This is a genomic window from Desulfofundulus australicus DSM 11792, assembly GCF_900129285.1.
GTDB classification, from domain to species: domain Bacteria; phylum Bacillota; class Desulfotomaculia; order Desulfotomaculales; family Desulfovirgulaceae; genus Desulfofundulus; species Desulfofundulus australicus.
This window is the reverse complement of the sequence record NZ_FQUW01000021.1, coordinates 12,533-34,531: the sequence shown is the minus strand read 5'-3', so window position 1 is coordinate 34,531 and position 21,999 is coordinate 12,533. Positions and strand designations below refer to the sequence as shown.

General features: G+C 55.1%; 25 protein-coding genes. All 25 read left to right on the top strand.

Annotated features, from left to right (window positions below; genetic code table 11):
• Nucleotide 1 precedes the first annotated feature (1 nt).
• The gene (locus BUB44_RS09285; RefSeq protein ID WP_073165508.1) at nt 2-817 is read left to right on the top strand and encodes a TlyA family RNA methyltransferase; all 816 of its coding nucleotides are present in this window, start codon (nt 2-4) and stop codon (nt 815-817) included.
• 43 nt (nt 818-860) lie between these two features.
• On the top strand, nt 861-1,730 hold the full coding sequence (locus BUB44_RS09280; protein WP_073165506.1) for an NAD(+)/NADH kinase: 870 nt from the start codon (nt 861-863) through the stop codon (nt 1,728-1,730).
• Nucleotides 1,720-2,298, top strand: a complete 579-nt coding sequence (gene mnmM / locus BUB44_RS09275; RefSeq protein ID WP_073165503.1) for a tRNA 5-(aminomethyl)-2-thiouridylate-methyltransferase MnmM — start codon at nt 1,720-1,722, stop codon at nt 2,296-2,298. The genes BUB44_RS09280 and mnmM overlap by 11 nt, the downstream gene beginning before the upstream one ends.
• Entirely contained in the window at nt 2,295-2,750 is a 456-nt protein-coding gene (gene argR / locus BUB44_RS09270; protein ID WP_073165500.1) for an arginine repressor, read from the top strand. Before mnmM ends, argR begins: the two co-directional genes overlap by 4 nt.
• A 4-nt stretch (nt 2,751-2,754) precedes the next feature.
• Nucleotides 2,755-4,458, top strand: coding sequence for a DNA repair protein RecN (gene recN, locus BUB44_RS09265; protein ID WP_073165497.1), 1,704 nt, complete (start codon nt 2,755-2,757; stop codon nt 4,456-4,458).
• Nucleotides 4,459-4,760: 302 nt separating this feature from the next.
• Nucleotides 4,761-5,951 (top strand): SpoIVB peptidase, encoded by a 1,191-nt coding sequence (spoIVB, locus tag BUB44_RS09260; protein WP_242655926.1) that lies wholly within the window; start codon nt 4,761-4,763, stop codon nt 5,949-5,951.
• Between the two features lie 184 nt (nt 5,952-6,135).
• Nucleotides 6,136-6,900, top strand: a complete 765-nt coding sequence (gene spo0A / locus BUB44_RS09255; protein ID WP_027356034.1) for a sporulation transcription factor Spo0A — start codon at nt 6,136-6,138, stop codon at nt 6,898-6,900.
• 113 nt (nt 6,901-7,013) lie between these two features.
• Entirely contained in the window at nt 7,014-8,135 is a 1,122-nt protein-coding gene (steA, locus tag BUB44_RS09250; protein WP_073165490.1) for a putative cytokinetic ring protein SteA, read from the top strand.
• Between the two features lie 12 nt (nt 8,136-8,147).
• Nucleotides 8,148-9,074: a copper transporter gene (locus BUB44_RS09245; protein ID WP_073165488.1), complete on the top strand. Its 927-nt coding sequence runs from the start codon at nt 8,148-8,150 to the stop codon at nt 9,072-9,074.
• Nucleotides 9,031-9,705 carry a glycosyltransferase family 2 protein gene (locus BUB44_RS09240; protein WP_073165486.1) on the top strand — a complete coding sequence of 225 codons (675 nt, stop codon included), beginning with the start codon at nt 9,031-9,033 and terminating at the stop codon, nt 9,703-9,705. Before BUB44_RS09245 ends, BUB44_RS09240 begins: the two co-directional genes overlap by 44 nt.
• Nucleotides 9,706-9,756: 51 nt before the next feature.
• Complete coding sequence (locus BUB44_RS09235) at nt 9,757-10,608, top strand: MraY family glycosyltransferase (protein ID WP_073165483.1); 852 nt, start codon at nt 9,757-9,759, stop codon at nt 10,606-10,608.
• 79 nt (nt 10,609-10,687) lie between these two features.
• Nucleotides 10,688-11,374 carry a hypothetical protein gene (locus tag BUB44_RS09230; protein ID WP_073165541.1) on the top strand — a complete coding sequence of 229 codons (687 nt, stop codon included), beginning with the start codon at nt 10,688-10,690 and terminating at the stop codon, nt 11,372-11,374.
• 19 nt (nt 11,375-11,393) lie between these two features.
• Nucleotides 11,394-11,621 (top strand): 4Fe-4S binding protein, encoded by a 228-nt coding sequence (locus tag BUB44_RS09225; RefSeq protein WP_073165480.1) that lies wholly within the window; start codon nt 11,394-11,396, stop codon nt 11,619-11,621.
• The gene (locus BUB44_RS09220) at nt 11,614-12,675 is read left to right on the top strand and encodes a 3-methyl-2-oxobutanoate dehydrogenase subunit VorB (protein WP_073165477.1); all 1,062 of its coding nucleotides are present in this window, start codon (nt 11,614-11,616) and stop codon (nt 12,673-12,675) included. The genes BUB44_RS09225 and BUB44_RS09220 overlap by 8 nt, the downstream gene beginning before the upstream one ends.
• Nucleotides 12,675-13,421 (top strand): thiamine pyrophosphate-dependent enzyme, encoded by a 747-nt coding sequence (locus tag BUB44_RS09215; protein WP_027356026.1) that lies wholly within the window; start codon nt 12,675-12,677, stop codon nt 13,419-13,421. The genes BUB44_RS09220 and BUB44_RS09215 overlap by 1 nt, the downstream gene beginning before the upstream one ends.
• Nucleotide 13,422: 1 nt before the next feature.
• Nucleotides 13,423-13,983 carry a 2-oxoacid:acceptor oxidoreductase family protein gene (locus tag BUB44_RS09210; RefSeq protein WP_027356025.1) on the top strand — a complete coding sequence of 187 codons (561 nt, stop codon included), beginning with the start codon at nt 13,423-13,425 and terminating at the stop codon, nt 13,981-13,983.
• A gap of 36 nt (nt 13,984-14,019) precedes the next feature.
• Nucleotides 14,020-15,135, top strand: a complete 1,116-nt coding sequence (locus tag BUB44_RS09205; RefSeq protein WP_027356024.1) for a M20/M25/M40 family metallo-hydrolase — start codon at nt 14,020-14,022, stop codon at nt 15,133-15,135.
• Nucleotides 15,136-15,154: 19 nt separating this feature from the next.
• Complete coding sequence (locus BUB44_RS09200; protein ID WP_073165474.1) at nt 15,155-16,273, top strand: DUF3866 family protein; 1,119 nt, start codon at nt 15,155-15,157, stop codon at nt 16,271-16,273.
• Nucleotides 16,274-16,584: 311 nt separating this feature from the next.
• Nucleotides 16,585-17,244 carry a hypothetical protein gene (locus BUB44_RS09195; RefSeq protein WP_034634493.1) on the top strand — a complete coding sequence of 220 codons (660 nt, stop codon included), beginning with the start codon at nt 16,585-16,587 and terminating at the stop codon, nt 17,242-17,244.
• Between the two features lie 78 nt (nt 17,245-17,322).
• Nucleotides 17,323-17,940 carry a stage II sporulation protein M gene (gene spoIIM / locus BUB44_RS09190; protein ID WP_027356021.1) on the top strand — a complete coding sequence of 206 codons (618 nt, stop codon included), beginning with the start codon at nt 17,323-17,325 and terminating at the stop codon, nt 17,938-17,940.
• A 27-nt stretch (nt 17,941-17,967) separates the two neighbouring features.
• Nucleotides 17,968-18,237, top strand: a complete 270-nt coding sequence (locus BUB44_RS09185) for a hypothetical protein (protein ID WP_073165472.1) — start codon at nt 17,968-17,970, stop codon at nt 18,235-18,237.
• Nucleotides 18,238-18,383: 146 nt separating this feature from the next.
• Nucleotides 18,384-19,490 carry a DUF362 domain-containing protein gene (locus BUB44_RS09180; RefSeq protein ID WP_073165469.1) on the top strand — a complete coding sequence of 369 codons (1,107 nt, stop codon included), beginning with the start codon at nt 18,384-18,386 and terminating at the stop codon, nt 19,488-19,490.
• 95 nt (nt 19,491-19,585) lie between these two features.
• Nucleotides 19,586-19,741, top strand: coding sequence for a hypothetical protein (locus BUB44_RS15405; RefSeq protein ID WP_165611032.1), 156 nt, complete (start codon nt 19,586-19,588; stop codon nt 19,739-19,741).
• A 127-nt stretch (nt 19,742-19,868) separates the two neighbouring features.
• Nucleotides 19,869-20,768 carry a site-specific tyrosine recombinase XerD gene (gene xerD, locus BUB44_RS09175; protein WP_073165466.1) on the top strand — a complete coding sequence of 300 codons (900 nt, stop codon included), beginning with the start codon at nt 19,869-19,871 and terminating at the stop codon, nt 20,766-20,768.
• Nucleotides 20,769-20,783: 15 nt separating this feature from the next.
• A complete protein-coding gene (locus BUB44_RS09170) occupies nt 20,784-21,965 on the top strand; it encodes a phosphopentomutase (RefSeq protein WP_073165463.1) in 1,182 nt (393 codons plus the stop codon).
• Nucleotides 21,966-21,999 lie beyond the last annotated feature (34 nt).

The window sequence follows — 21,999 nt, the reverse complement described above, 5'->3', positions numbered from 1 at the left end:
CATGACCATTGCCAGGCAGCGCCTGGATATGCTGCTGGTGGAACGGGGGCTTTTCCCCAGCAGGGAAAAGGCCAGGGCAGCCATAATGGCCGGACAGGTGCGGGTTGATGGACAAACGGTGGATAAGCCGGGGCGAATGGTAAATCCTGCGAGCTGGATTGAGGTCACCGGGCGGATGCCTTACGTCAGCCGGGGCGGTTTGAAGTTGGAAAAAGCCATTCACAGTTTTCAGCTTGATTTTACCGGCCGGGTGGTTCTGGATGTGGGGGCTTCCCATGGGGGATTTACCGATTGTGCCCTGCAGCATGGTGCACGCCTGGTTATTGCCGTGGATGTTGGCTACGGCCAGATGGCCTGGAAACTGCGAAATGACCCCAGGGTGGTTCTCTTCGAGCGTACCAACATTCGCCACCTCAAAAAAAGCGACCTGCCCTGCCTGGCGGATATTGCCGTGGTGGACGTTTCTTTTATTTCTTTAGAAAAGGTTTTACCTGTGCTGCAGGAGCTGACCACCGGTAGCGCCCTGGGTGTAGCACTCATCAAACCACAGTTTGAAGCCGGCCGGGAGAAGGTGGGGAAAAAAGGAGTGGTACGCGATCCGGGGGTGCATCAGGAGGTTATCTCGGCTGTTTGTCGTGTCATAAATAACCTGGGCTGGGGCGTTCGCGGCCTGGATTATTCACCAATTAAAGGGCCGGAAGGAAATATAGAGTTCCTGGTATGTTTTGATAAGAACGGTCCGGACCGGGTAGATATTCCCTTGACTATTCCGCTGGTGGTGGCCAGGGCCCACGCAGAATTGAACGGGGGCAGTTGAACAAACATCCTCTGCCTTCCTGTCCTGGCAAAGGAGTGAGCCAATGAGAAACATCGGCTTGGTGGTTAACCTGGGCAAGCAGGAGGTTGCTCCCCTGGTAGAACAAATTATTGACTGGCTGACTGCACGGGGGTGCCGGGTGGTTATGGCCCATGATACGGCCAGTGCCCTCGGCCACCCTGAAATGGGCCTTCCCCGGGAACAGCTTGTGCAGATTGCTGAAGTCATGCTGGTGCTTGGCGGTGATGGTACCCTGCTGCGCTGCGCCCGGGAAGCCGCTCCCCGGGGGATACCGCTTCTGGGAATTAATTTTGGTCACCTTGGTTTCTTAACGGAAATCGATGCTCCAGAACTCTGGCCGGGCCTGGAAAAGTTGCTGGCCGGCCGGTACAGCGTTGAAGAGCGGATGATGCTGGAGGCCAGGGTTTTACGGGGAGGCCAGATGGTTCAACAGGTTACCGGTTTAAACGATGCGGTTATTACCAAGGGAGCCTTTGCCAGGCTTATTTTCCTGGAAACATATGTGGATGAGCAACTTGTGACGACCTACCCCGCCGATGGTTTAATTGTGGCCACTCCTACCGGTTCCACGGCTTATTCCCTGTCTGCAGGTGGCCCCCTGGTTACGCCGGAGCTGGATCTGATGGTGGTTACCCCCATCTGCCCCCATTCCCTCTGGGCCAGGCCCCTGGTCATCAAAGCCACCAGCCAGGTTAAAGTGATTATCCGTTCAAAACTGGGAGAGGTCATGTTGACGGTAGATGGCCAGCAGGGTTATAAACTGGAATTCAATGATATGGTGCTCATCCGGCAGTCGGCTCACCGGGCCCGTTTAATACGGCTGAAAAAACGCAGCTTTTTCTACCTCCTGCGTCAGAAATTGAGTGAAGGTGAACGCCTGAATGATTTTTAAATGCGATAGTGCCGTGCAATGGGCGCAGAGTTTTATCAGTCCCGTGCTGGTACCGGGTTGTCTGGCGGTGGATGCCACTGCGGGTAACGGCCAGGATACTCTTTTTTTAGCCCGGGGTGTGGGGGAGCAGGGAAGGGTTTTTGCCTTTGATATTCAGGCCCGGGCTCTGGAGAAGACCAGGGAACAGCTGGCCGGGGCGGGCCTGCTGGACCGGGTGACTCTACTGGCTGTGGATCACCGGGAAATGTCCGCCTACGTTCCCGGCGGGGTGAAAGCGGTAATGTTTAACCTGGGATACTTGCCCGGTGGCGACCACCGGATCATTACGCGGCCCGATTCCACCCTGGAAGCCCTGGAGGCGGCACTCTCCCTGCTGGCTGCGGGGGGCCGCATTTCCCTGGTCGTGTATACCGGACATCCGGGGGCAATGGAGGAACTGAAGGCTGTGGAGGATTTCACCCGGGATCTCTCCCCCCACCAGTATGCGGTGGTGAGGCTGTCCTTCTGGAACCGGTCTTCCAGGGCACCGGTGGTAATTCTCCTGGAGAAGGCAGGTGCTGGAAAGTGAAAGCCCGGCGGCAGAGGTTAATCCTGGAGATTATCCGCCAGCAGGTTATCGAAACCCAGGAAGAGCTGGCGGAGGCCCTGCGGGCAGCCGGGTTTCCCGTTACCCAGGCCACAGTGTCCCGGGATATCCGGGAGCTGGGGCTGATCAAGGTTCCCGCCGAGGGTGGCATTTTTCGTTATGCCGCTCCGGGTGAAGCACCTCCTTTAAAACGGGATGAACGGCTCAAAAGGCTCCTGCGTACTTCGGTACAGCTCATCGATTACAGTGAAAATCTGGTGGTGATTAAAACCCTGCCGGGTGAGGCGCAGGGTGTGGCTTCGGCCATCGATCAGGCGGCCTGGCCGGAAATCATCGGTACCGTGGCTGGCGATGATACCATTTTAGTTATAGTCAAACCCAAAAGAAAGGTTTCGGCAGTGCTGCAGCGTTTAAATGAGCTGGCCGGGGGGTGAGGACGTGCTGGTATCCCTGGATATTCAGGATTTCGGCCTTATTGACCGGCAGAGCATAGAATTCACTGCCGGGTTGAACGTACTTACCGGGGAAACGGGTGCGGGCAAGTCAATTATTGTGGAAGCACTGCAGGTGGCGCTGGGTGGCAGGGCCTGGACGGAATTTATCCGCACCGGAAAAGAGAAGGCCAGGATTACCGCAGTTTTTGAAATTCAACCGCTGGCAGCGCTTAAGGAGAAGCTGGGGGCGTGGGGAATTTCGCTGGAAGAAGACGGGATGCTGGTCATGACGCGGGAATTGAGCCGTAATGGCCGCCACACCTGCCGGTTGAACGGGCAGCTGGTTCCCCTGAGCATCTTCCGGGAAGCAGGGCAGTATCTTGTGGATATCCACGGGCAGCATGAGAGCCAGTCCCTTTTTAACCCCGACCGGCACAGGGATCTCCTGGACCGGTTTGCCGGGTTATGGCCCCTGCGGCAGGAAGTGGCGGAAATTTATCACCGGTGGCGTGAGCTGTCATCCCGGCTGGAAGAACTCCGCAATAACACCAGGGACCGGCTCCACCGCCAGGACTTGCTGGCCTATCAGGTGCAGGAGATTGATAACGCTCACCTTTCTGCCGGGGAAGAAGAAGCGCTGCTCCAGGAACGGACACGCCTGGCCAATGCCGAAAAGATGACCGTCCTGGCCGGTCGTTGTTATCAGGCCCTGCACGGTGGTGAGGAAGGTTTGCCGGCGGCAATGGATCTGCTGGGTCATGCCTGCCGGGACCTGGAAGAATTGTCCCGGTTCGATCCGGGGCTTACGTCGTTGAGCTCAGTTTTGCGGAACGTTTTATATCAGGTGGAGGATGTGGTGCGGGAGCTGGCCCGGTACCGGGAGGAGCTGGAATTCAACCCCGGACGCCTGCAGGAGGTGGAGGGGAGGCTTTCCCGCATCGGCGAGCTCAAGCGGAAATACGGTAACAGCGTGGAGGAGATCCTGCGTTATCGGGAACAGGCAGCAGCCGAACTGGAAACACTCACCCTGGCCGGGGAAAACATGGCGGCCCTGGAGGAGGAGGTTGAAAGGTGGGCGGAGCGCTGGCAAAGTAAAGCGCAGGAACTTTCCCTGGCCCGCCGGGAGCAGGCCCGGTTGCTGGAAGAAGCGGTAATGCGGGAGCTGGCCGATCTGGAAATGAATAAAGTTGCCTTCCAGGTGCAATTCGAGGAGCTGAAGGAGGCCTCCGCAGCCGGGCGTGAGCGGGTGGAGTTTCTTATTTCCCCCAACCCCGGGGAACCCCTGCGCCCGCTGGCCAGAATTGCTTCCGGTGGTGAGCTGTCCCGGGTAATGCTGGCCCTGCGTGCCATCCTGGCCGGGGTGGATGAATTGCCAACCCTGGTTTTTGATGAGGTGGATGCAGGTATTGGCGGAAGGACCCTGGTGTCCGTAGCTGAAAAGCTGTCCGGCCTTGCCGGTCATCGCCAGGTGATCTGCGTTACCCATGCTCCCCAGATAGCCAGCTTTGCCCTTACCCATTTCAGCATTTTCAAAGAAGTCCTGGCCGGGAAAACCACAACCCGGGTAAAGAAACTGGATGGGGAGGAGCGCCTGGGGGAACTGGCCCGCATGCTCGGGGGACATGAGGCGGATACCCTGGCCAGGGACCATGCCCGTCACCTGCTGGAACAGGCCAGATTAAAAAGTGCCCGTAAAAAAATTTGTTAACTATTTGTATTTAAAATTGCAAAGCCAGAACGACATCCCAAGCCCATTTACGGGCTTTTTTGTTTTTTAAAAGCAAATAAACCATTGTCGGCACATTTAGTCAGAATAAATGACATTATCTCGGGCTATCTTAAAAATGCACATTATTATTTAAAATTTTATGCCTTATCTGGAATGGGGGTGAGGCAAAATTATCGGGGAGGCGATAAATTCTGAGCAAAAAAAGACTTGTCCTTCTCATGGCTGTTTTACTTCTGATAGCGGGTTTTCTGGGTTTAAATATGACCGTTAAGGCTTTATTTATGTCCTTTGGGACAAATGTGGCCATAGGCGACCCCCTCTTACCCCGGGGATTACCCGTAAAATTCTTTAAAGTTAAAATTTTATCCGGGCAGCCCCGGATCACCTGGAATCCCGCCCAGGGTATCGTACCGGTAGCCACCGTTCCCGGAAGGGTGGATATGCAGATTAAACTTCTGGGACTTATTCCCCTGAACCATATGGTGGTCAATGTGGTGCCTGCCGTGAGGGTTGTTCCCGGCGGGCATTCCATAGGCGTCCTGCTTCATTCCCGGGGAGTTATGGTCGTAGGGCATGCCGTTATAACCGACCCGCAGGGTAACAAGCATAATCCTGCTCTGGAAGCAGGGATTTTAAATGGAGATGTAATCCTGAAAATAAACGGCCGCCGGGTACAGAGCGAACAGCAGGTGCGCAGTGAAATAACCCGGTGTGGTCAGACGGGCAGCCCGGTTACCCTGGAAATAAAACGGGGCCAGCGCATCTTTACCACGCGGTTGAACCCGGTATTCTGTGCGGAAACCAAAAGGTACCGCATAGGGCTTTATGTGAGGGATAGTGCGGCCGGTATTGGCACCCTGACATTTTACGAACCAAAAAGTAAAAAATATGGAGCTCTCGGTCACGTGATTACCGATTTTGAAACAAACCGCCGGATCGATCTTGAAGACGGCCAGATCGTGGAGGCGGTGGTGCAGGGGATCCGTCCCGGTCGCCGGGGCCAGCCCGGTGAAAAAATCGGGTTATTTACCGGCGACGGATTGACAGGGAATATAGAAAAAAATACATCCTATGGAATTTTTGGTTCACTGCGCCAGCCCCTGGCCAACCCCCTCTACCCGCAGCCAATTCCCGTGGCCCTGGTTTACCAGGTGAAGAGGGGCCCCGCTGAGATTCTCACCGTTTTACGGGGAAATCGAATTGGTAGATATTCTGTTGAAATATTACAGGTAATGCCTCAGAACAGGTGGGAAGGTAAGGGTCTGGTGATAAAAGTTATTGATCCCGAGTTATTGCGCCAGACCGGTGGAATTATTCAGGGAATGAGTGGCAGTCCCATCATCCAGAACGGCAGGATTGTAGGTGCCGTAACCCATGTTTTTGTAAACGATCCTACCCGTGGTTATGGTGTGCTTGCCGAATGGATGATCTATGAGGCAAACTTGCTACCAAAAGATAAAAAAGTTGCTTGATTTACAACTTTTTTCGACTAAGAACCATATTATGTTCCTAGGTAGTCATTTAGTGTCATATATTAACAAAAATAGTAAATAAATTATTTCCTTCGTTAGGAAGGAGATTTTTTTTATGCGTCGAAATTGCCTATAAATACCATTATAGAGAAAATTATTTTATTTGTTCAGGAGGCGGGATTTAATGGTGAAAAAGACCGTTAAAGTGTTAATTGCTGATGATAATCGAGAGTTTTGCGAATTACTCAAAGAATTTATCCATCAACAAGAGGATTTTGAATTAACAGGTATAGCATATAATGGATTAGAGGCCCTGGAGTTAATAAAGCAGCAAAAACCCGATATTGTTGTCCTTGATATCATTATGCCTCACCTGGATGGTATTGGTGTGCTGGAGAAGCTGGGAAATACTTCGCCCCGCCCCAAGGTAATAATGCTTACTGCTTTTGGACAGGAAAGCGTAACCCAGCGGGCAGTGGAGCTGGGAGCTGATTATTATATATTAAAACCCTTTGATTTCAGTGTTCTGGCAACGCGTATCCGGCAGCTTGCCGATGGCGTTAATGTTTCCCAGTACATATCTCCAAATAAAACTAAAAATCTCGATGTGGCGGTTACGAATATCATTCATGAGATGGGCGTTCCGGCCCATATAAAGGGATATCACTACTTGCGGGATGCCATCCTGGCAGTAATTAACGAGGTCAACCTGCTGGGGGCAGTGACCAAAGAACTTTACCCCATGATTGCCCAGAAATACCAGACCACACCCAGCCGGGTGGAAAGGGCCATTCGCCATGCCATAGAGCTGGCCTGGGATAGAGGGAACGTGGAAATGATGACCAAGTTTTTCGGCTATACAATAAATTTACAGAGAGGCAAGCCTACCAATTCTGAATTTATAGCCATGGTAGCGGACAAGCTTAGACTGGAGGCTAAAGTAAGTTAAAGTAGCCGGGAACCTGACCTACGGTCAGGTTTTTTTGCGAAACAGGGCCTTTTCTTGACTGGCTGTCACAAAAACTGTAAAATGTTAGAGAAATATTAAGGCGGTGAGATTATATGCACGTCAGGGGTATTGCCCGGGTGGACAAGCGGACGAAACACCTGGTCAAGCGCCTGGGGCCTCATGAAATAGCTGTTATCAACCATCCTGAGCTGGATGATGTGGCTGCCCGTTCCCTGGTGGAAGCCCGGGTGCGGGCGGTAATTAATGCTGCTCCCTCTTTGAGCGATAAATATCCCAATCATGGTCCCCTGACCCTGGTCCAGGCAGGTATAATCCTGGTGGATAATGCCGGGGAGGAGATTATGGAACTGGTGGCGGAAGGGCAGGAAGTGGAGATTGTTGACGGCCTGATTTTCTGCCAGGGGCGCCAGGTGGCCTCCGGTCATATTCTCACTGCCGAGGAAATCAAACAAAAAATGGCACTGGCCCAGAAAAATATGGGCAATGTCCTTTCCCGTTTTGTGGAAAATACCCTGGAACATGCCCGGCATGAAATGAGCCTGATCAAGGGCGAGTACCAGCGGCCCTCTTTGCGTACTTCCTTCAAGGGAAGGCACGTGCTAATTGTGGTGCGGGGGCATAACTATAAGGAAGATCTCAGGGCTATTAAGTCTTACATTGATGAAATGCACCCGGTGCTGGTGGGCGTGGATGGGGGCGCCGACGCGCTGATCGAGTTTGGCTACCAGCCCGACGTCATCGTGGGGGATATGGACAGCGTTTCGGATAAAACCCTTTGTTCAGGGGCGGAGCTGGTGGTGCATGCCTATCCTGACGGTCGCGCTCCCGGGTTGCAGCGGATACACCAACTGGGATTAAAGGCGGCAATTTTTGCTGCTCCCGGGACCAGCGAGGATATAGCCATGCTCCTGGCGTATGACGGGGGAGCGGAATTAATAGTGGCGGTAGGTACCCATTTTTGTGTGGAGGACTTTTTGGAAAAAGGACGGCAGGGCATGGGGAGCACTTTTCTGGTGCGCCTGAAGGTGGGTTCGGTACTGGTTGATGCCAAAGGAGTGAGCAAGCTTTACCGCAATCGCCTCAAAGCCAGGTACCTGGCCCAGATTGTTCTCGCGGCCCTTTTACCCGCCGGCGTGGTCATTATTATTTCCCCGGCGACCAGGGAACTTTTGCGCCTTTTATATATTCAGTTCCGCCTGTTGCTGGGGATATAGGTTGGTGGGATGATGATTATAGATTTAAAATATCATATTGCTTCCCTGGTGGCCGTTTTTCTTGCCCTGGGGATTGGCATACTGGTGGGCAGTACCCTGCTCGGGAATGATGCTTTAACCCGCCAGCAAAAACAACTGGCGGATAAACTCATGTTACAAATGGAGCAGCTCCGGGAAAAAAACGAAGCGGTGGAAGCGCGGGCCAATGCCCTGGAGATGGACAACGAAAGGCAAAAACAGTTTGAAAAACAGGTGCTGCCGGTTCTGGTGCGCGAGCGTTTGAGCGGTTACCGGCTGGCCATTATCGAAACGAACAGTTATGGATTTCCCGATGATCTTATTGCCACCCTGCGCCTGGCCGGGGCAGAGGTGCAGTCCATTACCACGGTGTTGAATGGTTTTTATATAGATGGCAACAGACAGGCACTGGAGAAAAAACTGGGCTGGAGTAACCTGACTGACGAGCAACTGACCGCCCGCCTGGCTGCGGAAATTGCCCGGGGACTGGTTAAAGGCAAGAATAAAGCAATGGATGTCCTGGTGGAGGAGGATCTGCTTAAAATCAGCGGGAATTATGGAGTGCCCCTGGATGGTGTAATTATCATCGGCGGCAGCCAGGATCGCAAAATGGTCAGGGTTCAGGCCCTGGATTTGCCCCTGATCGATACTCTCCTGCAATACAAGGTGCCTGTCTACGGCGTGGAAGAAACCAGTGTCCTTTACTCCTACATGCAGGACTACCAGAAAAAACGCATTACTACTGTGGATAATATTGATACCATTCCCGGTCAGGTGGCGCTGGTATATGCTCTTACGGGCAAACCGGGGCATTACGGGGTTAAACCTACCGCCCAGAAGTTTCTGCCCGAACTGGACGAAGGGGGACAACCTGCTGATGGAAAAGGAACCAGCGGTATCGGTACTGATTCCCGCCTATAATGAGGCTGGACGGATCGGGGATACGTTGGAGGCTGTTTTATCCATTCCCGAGGTGGCGGAGGTGGTGGTGGTTGATGATGGTTCCACCGATGCCACGGCCGAGATAGCCCGGGCCTGCGGTGCCCGGGTAATCAGTCTTGAGCGCAACAGGGGCAAAGGTGAAGCTTTAAACCGGGGAGTGCCCCTCTGCACCCGGGATGTTATCCTGCTTATAGATGCCGACCTGGGAGCCAGTGCCGTGCAGGCCAGGCAGTTGCTGCTCCCCATCCTGGAAGACGAGGCCGATATGACGGTGGCCCGCTTCCCGGCAGCCAGGCGCAGGGGTGGATTCGGCCTGGTCAAGGGCCTGGCCCGGGCCGGGATCCGGTGGTATACGGGCCTGGTTATGGATGCCCCTTTGTCCGGGCAGCGGGCCCTGAAGCGGGAAGTGCTACAGCATTTGCTGCCCTTTGCTTCCGGCTTCGGGGTGGAAGTGGGTATGACCATTAAAGCAGCCCGCCTGGGTTTCCGGGTCCGGGAAATTCCCGTGGTTATGACCCACCGGGAAACCGGGAGAGATTTAAAAGGATTTATCCACCGGGGAAAGCAATTCTGGCATGTGGCCAGGGTTCTCTGGCAGGCCAGAGGTTAGTTATAATAATGTCGTTGTAATATACCCTGGTTCATGGCGCGAGGTGTTTTTATGCCCTTGCAGATCACGGCTTTTTCATTTCCGGCTGCCCTGGTTATTACCATTTTTCTGGGAGCCATGTTCACCCGTCTTTTCCTGCCGGGGCTGATGGGGATGATTGTGGAAGCGGGTTTTGTACGCCCGAATTTCAGGGGTGAGGTTATTCCCCTGGGTGTGGGCCTGGTTTTTTCCCTGGCCACCGTGGCTTGTATAGTGATTCTCTACCCGTTTTTGCCGGGTCAGCTCCAGTTTTCCGCCCTGGCTTTTTCCCTGGCCCTGGCTGCCTTCACCTGCCTGGGGCTGGTGGATGATGTGTGGGGCTCCCGCAGGGACAGCGGTTTGAAAGGACACCTGCGCAACCTCCTGCAGGGAAGGCTGACCACCGGAGCCCTCAAGGCCCTGGCCGGTGGAGGGGTAAGCCTTTTTCTGGCCACAGCAACCGGTCCCCTGGCCTGGGTACCGGTTAATGCTTTAACCCTGGCCCTGTCCGTAAATACCATCAACCTGCTGGATTTGCGTCCCGGCCGGGCGGGAAAGGGTTTTCTTCTGGGTTCCATCCTCCTGTTTGCCGCTGGCTGGGGACAGTGGTCACTGGCATTCCTGGGCGCACTGGCGGGCAGCGTAATGGCCTATCTCACCGTGGATTTGAAGGCCAGGGCAATGATGGGGGATACGGGAGCAAACGCCCTGGGTGCCGCTCTGGGGCTTACGGCAATATGGGTATTGCCGGACGGTGTTAAGCTGGTTTATCTGGGGCTGCTCATTGTACTGCATGTGGTGGCCGAAAAATATTCTCTCACCGCCCTCATAGCCCGCAGCCCGCTGCTGGATCGCCTGGACCGGTGGGGCAGTGACCGGGAGTAAGCGGGGGTGAGCATTTTTTGTTACAGGGGGTAGGAGAAACGTTATTGCTGTCGAATTGTTTTGCATGGGGTGGTCCCTGATGGGCGCGGAGATGAAGAGAATAACCATTTTCACCGGCCACCTGGGGAGCGGAAAGACCGAACTGGCCATTAATTTTGCCCTTTCCCTGAAGGAACGGGGTTTACCCGCATCCATAGTCGACCTTGATGTGGTAAACCCTTATTTTCGTACCCGTCTGATAAAGGAAAAACTGGAGCAACTGGGTTTAACTGTAATTTGCCCCCGGGGTGAGTGGATGAGGGCAGATTTACCGGCTCTACCTCCGGACATCCTTGGGGTACTGGAGGATCCGGCCCGGTACGGGGTTTTTGACGTGGGTGGTGATGATGTGGGGGCAACTGTTCTGGGGAGATTCGGGCCCCTGCTGCCTCCCGATGATTACCACCTGTGGCTGGTGGTTAACGCCTGCCGCCCTTTTACCAGGAGTAAGGACGATATTATCAAAATGCTGAAAAGTATCGAAAAAGCCTGCCGCCTGCAGGTGACGGGGCTGGTGAGTAATACCAATCTGGGGGCAGCTACTGGCTGGCAGACCATCCTGGAAGGGCACCAGGTGGTGCAGGATGCGGCCCGCCTTTTAAACCTGCCGGTGGTTATGGTGGCGGCGCGCCGGGATTTGGTGGAGAAGCTGCGGGCTCACCTTCCACCCGGATTTCCTGTGTTTGCATTAAATCTTTTCATGCAGGCTCCGTGGCAGGAGATGTAAGGCATTAGGAGGGAGATCTTTGGCTAGCGCACGGGTTACATTTAGGGAAGAACGCTGTAAGGGATGCGGACTTTGTGTTATTTTTTGCCCGAAGGGTATCATAGCCCTGGCCGAACATATCAACGGCATGGGGTTTCACCCGGCTACTGTTAAGGATCAGAGCAAATGCACCGGGTGTGCCACCTGCGCTCGCATGTGCCCTGATCTGGTGATTGAGGTGGAAAGGGAGGTGGCCCGCGTTGGCTAAGGTTCTGATGAAAGGAAACGAAGCTATCGGGGAGGGTGCGGTCAGGGCAGGCTGCCGCTATTTTTTCGGTTATCCCATTACACCCCAGAGTGAACTGCCCCATTATCTGGCCAAACGCCTGCCGGAGGTGGGTGGGGTTTACCTGCAGTCGGAAAGTGAAACGGCTGCCATTAATATGGTCTATGGGGCTGCCGGGGCGGGTGCCCGGGTAATGACCTCTTCATCCGGCCCCGGTATCAGCTTGATGCAGGAAGGCATTTCCTACCTGGCCGGGGCAGAATTGCCCTGTGTTATTGTAAACATGATCCGGGGTGGCCCGGGCCTGGGCAATATTGCTCCTGCCCAATCGGATTACTTTCAGGCCACCAGGGGCGGTGGTCACGGGGATTACCGGGTGATAGTTCTGGCCCCCGCTTCGGTGCAGGAGATCATTGATTTGATGCGACTGGCCTTTGACCTGGCGGACCGGTACCGCAATCCGGTGATGGTAGCAGGTGACGGCATCCTGGGACAGATGATGGAGCCGGTGGAGCTGGGAGAGGAAGAAGATGTTCAAATTCCCCCCCGGCCATGGGCGGCCACCGGGCGGATGGGAGGAGAAAAAAAATTAATTAATTCCCTGTATATTGTTCCTGAAGAGCTGGAGCAGCATAACCTGAAACTGGCCCGGAAATACGCCTTGATTGCCAGTAAGGAACAGCGCTGGGAGGAATACCGTCTGGATGGGGCAAGACTGGTGCTGGTGGCCTTTGGAACTGTTGCCCGCATCTGTAAAGCGGTGGTGGACCGTTGCCGGGAAGAGGGTCTGGCGGTCGGGCTCATCCGGCCCATTACCCTGTGGCCCTATCCCCAGAAGGCATTCGAACCGCTGATGGGGAAAGTGGACAGCTTCCTGGTTGTGGAAATGAGCCTGGGGCAGATGGTGGAGGATGTGCGCCTGGCCGTAAATGGCCGTCACCCGGTACATTTCTACGGTCGCTGCGGCGGTATGCTTCCCGTGGCGGCAGATGTGGTTCAGGAAGTGAAAAAACTGTATGGGGGGGAAGGCAATTGATGAAAAAAGTTTTTACCAGGCCCCGGTCGTTGAAGGATATCCCCACCCATTACTGTCCCGGATGCACCCATGGTATTGTCCACCGCCTGGTGGCCGAGGTAATTGATGAGCTGGAGATTTTTGACCGTACCATAGGTGTGGCTCCGGTGGGATGTTCGGTCTTTGCTTATAATTACTTTGATTGCGATATGTTCCAGGCTTCCCACGGCCGTGCCCCGGCCGTAGCCACGGGAATCAAGCGGGTCCTGCCCGACCGGGTGGTCTTCACCTATCAGGGAGATGGTGACCTGGCGGCTATCGGAACGGGGGAGATCGTTCATGCTGCGGCCCGGGGAGAGAAATTTACAGTAATTTTTATTAATAACGCCATTTATGCCATGACGGGGGGCCAGATGGCTCCCACCACATTGCTGGGCCAGAAGACCACCACCACTCCTTACGGCCGGGATAAGGATATCAACGGCTACCCGGTAAAGATATCGGAAATGCTCAGCGTGCTGGATGGTACGGCCTACGTGGCCAGGGTTTCCGTCCATGATCCGGCCCATGTGATCAAGGCCAGAAAGGCCATCAAACGGGCCTTCGAAGTGCAACTGGCCGGCCTTGGCTTTTCCCTGGTCGAGGTTCTCTCTGCATGCCCCACTAACTGGGGATTATCCCCGGCGGAGGCCTTGAAATGGCTGGCTGAAAATATGATTCCCTACTATCCCCTGGGAGAATACAAGAAACCTGCGGAGGTTGGTTAAAATGTATGAGGCGATTTTAATTGCCGGCTTCGGAGGACAGGGGGTCCTATCTACAGGACAGCTCCTGGCTTATGCCGGCATGCTGGAAGGTAAGCACGTATCCTGGATACCCTCCTACGGTCCTGAGATGCGGGGCGGGACGGCCAATTGCGGCGTGACCATTTCCGATTCACCCATCAGTTCTCCGGTGGTTAGCGAACCCACTTCTCTAATTGTGATGAACCGCCCTTCCCTGGAGAAATTTGAGGAAAGTGTGGTTCCCGGGGGATTGCTTCTGGTCAACAGCTCCCTTATTGATATCAAGGCTACCCGTAAGGATATCCGGGTATATTATATACCGGCCAATGAACTGGCCGAAGAGCTGGGCGATGCCAGGGTTGCCGGCAACGTTATTCTGGGAGCATTGCTGGAACTGACGGGAGTTGTTTCCCTGGACGCGGTGGAAAAATCGCTGCGGGAAGTTCTACCCGCGCACCGGCACAAGCTTATTCCCCTCAACCGCCGGGCGCTGGAAACGGGTGCCGCCCTGGTCCGGCGTTCAACCGCCGTCCGGGCGGGGTAAGTGGCTGCTGGCGAAATCAATTATGGAGGGGTACTGATGGTTAATCGGGACAGGATCCTGGCCGAGTTCCTCGAACTGGTTCAGGTGGACAGTGTCAGCGGGCAGGAAAGGGCAATGGCGGACCTGCTGGCGGCCCGTTTGCAAGAACTGGGGCTGGAAGTAGAAGAGGACCGGGCCGGGGCCGAAACGGGAGGAGAAGCCGGTAACCTGATTGCCACCCTGCCGGCCCGGGGTCCGGAACGCCCCCTTTTGCTGGTAGCGCACATGGATACTGTGGAACCGGGCCGGGGCATTAAGCCGGTGGTGGAGAACGGGATTGTCCGTTCGGCCGGGAATACCATCCTGGGGGGCGATGACAAGGCCGGCATAGCGGCCATTTTAGAGGTGCTCCGGGTTATCGTGGAGCAAGAGCTTGCCCACGGCGGGCTGGAAGTGGTGTTTACCATCGGGGAAGAGGTGGGCCTTTTAGGGGCCAAACACCTGGATACCGGCCGGTTGCGTTCCTCGATGGGCTATGTTCTGGATTCCAGCGGACCGGCGGGAACCATAGTGGTGCAGGCTCCCACCCAGGATAAGATCGAGGCGGTTATCCATGGCCGGGCAGCCCATGCGGGGATTAATCCGGAGGATGGAATTAACGCTATTGCGGTGGCCGCCCATGCCGTGTCTCGCATGCAACTGGGGCGTATAGATGAAGAAACCACGGCCAACATCGGGGTAATCTCCGGGGGCAAGGCCACCAACATTGTTCCCGCTTACTGCCGCCTGGAAGGGGAAACCAGGAGCCTGGACGGGGGCAAGTGCCGTGCCCAAACGGCGGCCATGGTGGAGGTCCTCGAAAAAACAGCGGCCCAATTTCATGCCCGGGTGGAGATAACCACCACCACCCTTTACCCCGAGTTCAAACTGGATGAATCCCATCCTGCCGTTGTGCTGGCGAAAAAAGCGGCGGAAAGGCTGGGCCTGGTCCCGCAGCTTATTAAGACCGGCGGGGGCAGTGACGCCAACATTTTGAATTCCCGGGGCATAACCTGTGTCAACCTGGGAATTGCCATGCAAAAGGTTCATACCACCGAGGAATTCATCCGGGTGGAGGATCTGGCTACCAATGCCCGTTATCTCCTGGAAATCATCCGGATGATGACGGCATAGCTACAGGGGCGGGAGGAAAATGATCCGCATACGTACGGGGGAAGTTTTAGCAATTCAGGACAGGCGGCCGGGTCTGACGGAAATCCTGGTCAGGGTGGAAGGTAAGGAAGAGCGGGCCATCAATTATGACCTCCTCACCGGTCCGGTAAAACCGGGGGATATGGTGGTGCTTAATACCACCGCTGTCTATAAAAAGCTGGGTACCGGAGGTACCCATTTTGTTATGGCCAACCTGACCAGCCCGGTACGTGATGTTTCCCCGCGGGGACATATTATGAAAGCCCGCTATACCCCCTCCCAGGTTAAAGTGCTGGCTGTGGAAGAGGAAGATCATCCCGGAAGCAGCAGCTTCAGGGCGGCCGATTCCCTGGACGGTATTCCGGTGGTTATAGCTTCCCTGCACAGCATGATTGCTCCGGCAGCGGCGGTAATTCACTGGCTCACCCGTGGCAGGGCCCGGGTGGTCTATGTAATGACCGATGGAGGTGCCCTGCCCCTTCCTTTGAGCCGCCTGGTATTTCAACTGAAGGAAAAACAGCTCCTGGCGGCTACTGTGACCTGCGGCCACGCTTTTGGCGGCGATTATGAAGCCGTTACGGTATACAGCGGTTTGCTGGCTGCCCGGAGTGTAGCCCGGGCGGATATTATTATTGCGGCCATGGGTCCCGGTATTACCGGCACATCTTCCACTTTTGGCTTTACCGGGCTGGAACAGGGGGAGCTGGTCAATGCCGTACATATCCTGAAAGGACAGCCGGTAGCGGCGCCACGCCTCAGTTTTGCCGACAGCCGTGAACGCCACCGGGGATTGAGCCACCATACCAGGACCGCCCTGGGCCGGGTGGCCCTCGTTCCCTGTACCGTTCCCCTGCCTGTCCTGGGGGATGAAAAGCGCGCCCTGGTGTGGCGGCAGCTCCGGGAGAGCGGTATCCTGGACAGGCACCGGGTGGTCGTTGTGGAAGAAAACCCCACCCGGGAAGCCCTGCGGAGTTACGGGATCAACGTTACCACCATGGGACGGGATATGGATAAGGACCCGGAATTCTTCCTTGCCGCGGGGGCAGCGGGGGCTTATGCCGCCGGACTGTTTTTAAAAAATGCCGCCTCAATGCAGGGAAGCCCTGAGGAAGTCCCGTAAGCTGGTGTGGTGTGCGGCGTATTCCCGGAGTATGGCAGTAATCATTCTTACCTTACCCACCAGCACAAAACCCTGTTTGCTGAAAAAAATTTGCACCGGCTTTGCCTCCTTCTGACTGCCTCGGGGCGGCTTCCCTTCATCGTTCTGTGCCGGGGCCGGCTGAACTGCGGCGTTGCGGTTTCACGTCCGGCCCGGCGGGACAGCCGCCCTTCTGGTTTTCTGGCCCGGCAACAGTATCCTGTAACAGGGTACTGTTGAGTTTAAATATATGCCCGGGTATTTAATGGTATAACACAGCTCGAGGTGAGATCTTGGTACCCGTAGTAATCCTTACCGCTAACGCCAGTGGAGCTGCCTGGGCCGGAAAACAGGGCCTGGTGGTCCTGGTGGTGGATGTTATTGACATGTCCACCAGCCTGGAAGCAGCGCTGGATGAGGGTGCGGCGGCGGTTCTGGGAGCCAGCCCGGATGCAGCTGTCCCCCCGGTTCCCGTTGATCCCCTGGGGGTAGGCCGGCTGGCAGGAGAGAAGGCCCGGGAGCTGAATACCGGTGTGGTGGTGATAGCCGAGCCGCGCACCGGGCCCGAGGAGCGCCGCCGGGGGGCCGTTAAAAAGGTTCTCGGTGGCATTGCTGCCGCCGGTGCCAGGCTTGAGGCTGTAATACCCAATCTGGGTGCCGCTGTTGCTGAACTGGCTGACTTCAAAGGAAAGGTGGTGGTGGCAGCCACCGGCTCGGGGGGAGTAGCCTTTGACGCTGCATTAACGGCCGGGGCGCCGGCTGTAATGGCGGGAACGGTGGCCCGGACACGTCACAAGAAAGGCAGGGATCCGGCGATGGCAGCTGCCAGGCGCACCGTAGCAGCCGCCAGAAGCCTGGGTCGGGGTGTTGCCGTGGTTGCCGCCAGCAGCAATTCAGTGGAGGACCTGCTTGCTGCCCGCTACATTTATGACCTTATCCTCGAGCTTTTTTAATTTTCCCCTTCCCCAATCATATACTCCCTTTTCCTGCCATATATATGAGCATGGACAGGTTTGAAGGGAGGGGGAGTTTTGTTCGATGTTTTCCGCCATTCCCTGCGCAGCAACTGGCCCCTTTGCCTGCTGGTATTAATTTTTTTTCTTCTGGGTCTGGTTTGTGGTGCCCTGAACCTCAACTTCCTTTCCCCGGAACAGCTCCAGGAACTTCACGATTACATAGATACATTTATTAAAGAGGCCCGGAATCTAAATCTGGAAGCGGGCCGGGTAGCCTGGGAGGCCATGTACGGCAAGATGCTCGCCGTGGCCGTTCTGTATCTTTTGGGCTTGACGTTTATCGGCATTCCGGTTATTCTTGCTCTTATTTTTTTAAAAGGTTTTGCCCTGGGTTTTACCATCGCCTATCTCAATTATCACCTGGCCTGGAGCGGGTTGCTCCTGGTTCTGGCCTGTATAATCCCGCAGCACGTGCTTTACCTGCCCGCCCTGTTTGTGGCTACGGTAGCTTCTCTTTCTTTTGCCGTTGTGCTCTTTCCCCGTCCCACCAGTACCTGGAGCAGGATCTGGGGTTCCTTCGCCCGTTATACGGCCGTGATGATGGTGGCTCTTGCCGTGGCGGTAGGAGCGGGACTGGTAGAAGCTTTTCTAACCCCCTGGCTGGCCAGGATGGTTGCCGGGATCCTGAATTAAAGAAGGCGAGGGAGGGGAACCGGAAAGATGATGGTTATTATATTTCTAAAATCGTTGAAGCGCAAAATTATGTTCTGCCTGCGTATGCTGGTAGTCCTGGCCATCCTTGCCGTACTCTGCGGGCATATTTACAGCCTGATAAGGTCGGGGGGTGCGCTGGACCAGCCCCGGTCCACTTCCCCCGGTACTTCCGTTTACAATCCCACATTCGGTCCCATTGATGCAGGCCGGGGCACGTTTATGGACCGGCTGTTTGATTATCTGCAGGAATATTACCGGGGAAAACATGGTCGTTGATACCTGCTTAAAATTTTAAAAAATAGAAGAAAGGAATTGGTTTTCTTTTGGAGAAAAGTATTTTATGCGACGGCGGTGTTTTGCCCGAGTTCCAGAAAGTGCCGCTGGATTTTATTAACAAATTGTTCTAGTGGAGGGATTTATTTTTGCCAGCCAAGGTTTTCTTTGCCGATATGCGGGCCAAACAGAAGGAAAATCTCCTGGACAAGGTGGAGAAGCTTTTCCGGCAGGCAGGCATGGAAAAGCTTATTGCCCCCAGGGATCTGGTGGCCTTTAAAATTCATTTCGGTGAGCGGGGCAATACGGGATATATACGGCCCCAGTTTATCCGCCGCCTGGTGGACAGGGTTAAAGAGCTGGGGGGGAAGCCCTTTCTTACCGATGCCAACACCCTGTATGTGGGCAGCCGTTCAAATGCGGTGGATCACCTGCAAACAGCCATTGAGAACGGTTTTGCCTATGCCGTGGTCGGAGCCCCCCTGGTCATTGCCGATGGGTTGACGGGTAAGGATTACATTAACGTGCCGGTTAATTTAAAGCATTTTAAAGAAGTAAAAATTGGCAGTGCCCTTGTTCATGCGGATGCCCTTCTGGTGGTGAGTCATTTCAAGTGTCATGAACTGACCGGTTTCGGCGGTGCTCTCAAAAATATCGGGATGGGGTCGGGTGCGCGCAGCGGAAAGCAGATGATGCATTCAGATGTCCTGCCCGATGTGAACCCTGAAAAGTGTGAGGGTTGTGCCAGGTGTACCCGCTGGTGTCCGGCAGGGGCCATTACCCTGTCCGGGAAAACTAAAAAGGCGGTTATCGATCATGAAAAGTGTATTGGCTGCGGGGAATGTACGGTTACCTGCCCTGTAGAAGCCATAGACATTAACTGGAAGACGGAGCCGGAGGCAATCCAGGAAAAAATTGTGGAATATGCTGCCGGGGTGCTGCAAAATAAAAAGGGGAAAGCCGGCTTCATCAACTTCGTAACCAATGTATCGCCTGAATGTGACTGCGTAAGCTGGACCGATGCACCCATTGTGCGGGATATCGGTATCCTGGCTTCACTGGATCCGGTGGCCCTGGATCAGGCCTGTGCCGATCTGGTTAACGGGGAGAAGATTTTGCCCGGCTCCCGTTTGGAGGGGCGGGAGGTGCAGGATGTTTTCCGTGCCCTGTGGCCCCGGGCAGCCTGGGAGCGCCAGCTAACCTACGGGGAAGAAATTGGTCTGGGAACCCGTGAATACGAACTGATAAAAATTTAATGCTTTTAAATATTCCGGGAACCTTCCCCCTTCCGTAAACGTCTATAGGGATGTGAACGAACTTTTTAGAACCGGTGCGGGGGAAGGGATCATTTATGGATCAAAAAATCTCTCTGGGCCTGCTGGCAGTGCTGCTCCTGATTATGCTCTTCATTCTGGCTTTAATGCACTCACCGTACCCACCTTTAGAGAATTCCGCGGCCGGTGGGCTGGTGCAGGGTATGCTTACCTTCATGCTCGTGATGTGCTGATGTTTGGATACCGTCCACAGGAACTCTGGTTTTAAGCCAGAGTCCTTTTTGTTTGGGAAACAAGAAGGATTAAAGGACCAGTCGTGGAAATAACAAGGAATAAAAGTTTATACGGGAGCGATAGGCTTTGGAAGATCTGGTTGGTGCCTTCATCCATTATCTGGCGGTGGAAAAGGGGCTGGCTCGCAACACTACCAGTTCTTACCGGTTCGATTTAAACCAGTACTGGTTGTTCTGCCAGGCCCAGCAGCTGGATCCCCTGAAGGAAGGTCGCGGTGCCGTGATGGCATACCTGCTCAAGTTGAAAAAAGACGGGCGGGCTCCCTCAACTGTATCCCGGCACCTGGCGGCCTTAAAGTCATTTTACCGTTTTCTGGTGCAGGAAGGGGTGATATCCGCCGATCCTACCGCCAATCTGGAATCGCCCCGCCTGGCCCAGCGGCTGCCGAGGGTTTTAACTCCGGAAGAGGTAGACAGGCTCCTGGCGCAGCCCCGTACCTCCTCGGCTGCCGGTCTGAGGGATAAGGCCATGCTGGAATTGCTCTATGCCACCGGCCTGCGGGTAAGCGAGCTGATCTCCCTGGATCTGGCCGATGTTAATCTGGAGCATGGTTTCGTGCGCTGTTTTGGCAAGGGTTCCAAAGAACGCATAATACCCCTGGGTTCCGTAGCTGCCTTTTATGTATCCGAATACCTCAAACGGGCCAGGGCAAAACTAACCAGGGGCCGCAGTACCCCGGCCCTTTTTATCAACCAGCAGGGGCACCGCCTCACCCGTCAGGGTTTCTGGAAAATAATCAAGAAGTATGCCCGCCAGGGACGCATCACCAAGGTTATCACTCCCCATACTTTACGACATTCCTTTGCCACCCATCTGCTGGAAAACGGTGCCGATCTGCGGTCGGTTCAGGAACTTCTCGGTCACGCTGATATTGCCACCACGCAAATATACACCCATTTAACCCGTACCAGGTTGCGGGAGATTTACGATCGCGCCCATCCCCGGGCGCAACGGCAGCAGAAATAAAAGGAGCTGGTTCATTTGCAGGCCATCATCAACCGGCTTACCCTCATTGTTCTTGATAGTGTGGGTATCGGAGAACTTCCCGATGCCGAAAAATATGGAGATAAAGGAAGCAACACTCTGGCCAATACTGCCCGGGCGGTAGGTGGGCTCAACCTGCCCAACCTGGGCCGCCTGGGCCTGGGAAATATCCTGGCAATTGAAGGAGTTCCGCCGGTGAAGCAGCCCCTGGCTGCTTACGGGCGGATGGCCGAGGCTTCGGCGGGCAAGGATACCACTACCGGTCACTGGGAAATTGCCGGCTTATTGTTGGAGCGGCCCTTTCCCGTTTATCCCCACGGCTTTCCCCCGGAAATAATTGAGCCCTTCGAGAAACGCATTGGCCGGCCCGTTCTGGGCAACAGGGCGGCTTCGGGTACAGCCATCATTGAAGAACTGGGAGAGGAGCATATCAAAACCGGGTATCCCATAGTTTATACTTCTGCCGACAGTGTCTTTCAGATTGCCGCCCACGAGGAAGTTATTCCGGTGAATGAATTATACGGGATGTGCCGGGTGGCCAGGGAGTTGCTCACCGGTCCCCATGCCGTGGGCCGGGTTATAGCCCGGCCCTTTGTGGGAAAACCCGGTGCTTTTAAACGGACCGACAGGCGGCGGGATTTTTCCCTTCCCCCGCCGGCACCAACCGTTCTCGATTTGCTTACCCAAAATGGCTTTTCCGTCCTGGCCGTGGGCAAAATTGAGGATATCTTTGCGGGCCGGGGCATTACCGAAGCAATACATACTAAAGATAATATGGACGGGGTTGACCGGACCATTGCCTGTATGCGGCGCCTGGAACGAGGGCTGATTTTTACCAACCTGGTAGATTTTGATATGTTGTACGGTCACCGCAACAATCCCCGGGGGTATGCCGCGGCCCTGGAGGCCTTTGACCGGCGGCTTCCGGAAATTTTAAGTGCGGTCAGGCCCGATGAAGTTTTGATTATTACCGCCGATCACGGCTGCGATCCCACCACCAGCAGTACGGATCACAGCCGGGAATATGTACCCCTTCTGGTTTACGGCCCCCTGGTTGAACCGGGAGTGAATCTGGGAACCCGGAGCACTTTCAGCGACGTGGCGGCCTCCGTGGCCGAGTTTTTCGGGCTTTCCTATCCCCGGGGAACCAGTTTCGTCCGGGAAGTGGTTATCCGGTAGCACCGGCACCGTCAGGAAAATTATTCTGAGGTGA

What these genes read in the sequence shown, in the direction of transcription:
- BUB44_RS09285 (WP_073165508.1), top strand. Translation starts at nt 2, where the DNA reads ATGACCATTGCCAGGCAGCGCCTGGATATGCTGCTGGTGGAACGGGGG.
- BUB44_RS09280 (WP_073165506.1), top strand. Translation starts at nt 861, where the DNA reads ATGAGAAACATCGGCTTGGTGGTTAACCTGGGCAAGCAGGAGGTTGCT.
- mnmM (WP_073165503.1), top strand. Translation starts at nt 1,720, where the DNA reads ATGATTTTTAAATGCGATAGTGCCGTGCAATGGGCGCAGAGTTTTATC.
- spoIVB (WP_242655926.1), top strand. Translation starts at nt 4,761, where the DNA reads ATGTCCTTTGGGACAAATGTGGCCATAGGCGACCCCCTCTTACCCCGG.
- spo0A (WP_027356034.1), top strand. Translation starts at nt 6,136, where the DNA reads ATGGTGAAAAAGACCGTTAAAGTGTTAATTGCTGATGATAATCGAGAG.
- steA (WP_073165490.1), top strand. Translation starts at nt 7,014, where the DNA reads ATGCACGTCAGGGGTATTGCCCGGGTGGACAAGCGGACGAAACACCTG.
- BUB44_RS09245 (WP_073165488.1), top strand. Translation starts at nt 8,148, where the DNA reads ATGATTATAGATTTAAAATATCATATTGCTTCCCTGGTGGCCGTTTTT.
- BUB44_RS09240 (WP_073165486.1), top strand. Translation starts at nt 9,031, where the DNA reads ATGGAAAAGGAACCAGCGGTATCGGTACTGATTCCCGCCTATAATGAG.
- BUB44_RS09235 (WP_073165483.1), top strand. Translation starts at nt 9,757, where the DNA reads ATGCCCTTGCAGATCACGGCTTTTTCATTTCCGGCTGCCCTGGTTATT.
- BUB44_RS09230 (WP_073165541.1), top strand. Translation starts at nt 10,688, where the DNA reads ATGGGCGCGGAGATGAAGAGAATAACCATTTTCACCGGCCACCTGGGG.
- BUB44_RS09215 (WP_027356026.1), top strand. Translation starts at nt 12,675, where the DNA reads ATGAAAAAAGTTTTTACCAGGCCCCGGTCGTTGAAGGATATCCCCACC.
- BUB44_RS09210 (WP_027356025.1), top strand. Translation starts at nt 13,423, where the DNA reads ATGTATGAGGCGATTTTAATTGCCGGCTTCGGAGGACAGGGGGTCCTA.
- BUB44_RS09205 (WP_027356024.1), top strand. Translation starts at nt 14,020, where the DNA reads ATGGTTAATCGGGACAGGATCCTGGCCGAGTTCCTCGAACTGGTTCAG.
- BUB44_RS09200 (WP_073165474.1), top strand. Translation starts at nt 15,155, where the DNA reads ATGATCCGCATACGTACGGGGGAAGTTTTAGCAATTCAGGACAGGCGG.
- BUB44_RS09185 (WP_073165472.1), top strand. Translation starts at nt 17,968, where the DNA reads ATGATGGTTATTATATTTCTAAAATCGTTGAAGCGCAAAATTATGTTC.
- BUB44_RS15405 (WP_165611032.1), top strand. Translation starts at nt 19,586, where the DNA reads ATGGATCAAAAAATCTCTCTGGGCCTGCTGGCAGTGCTGCTCCTGATT.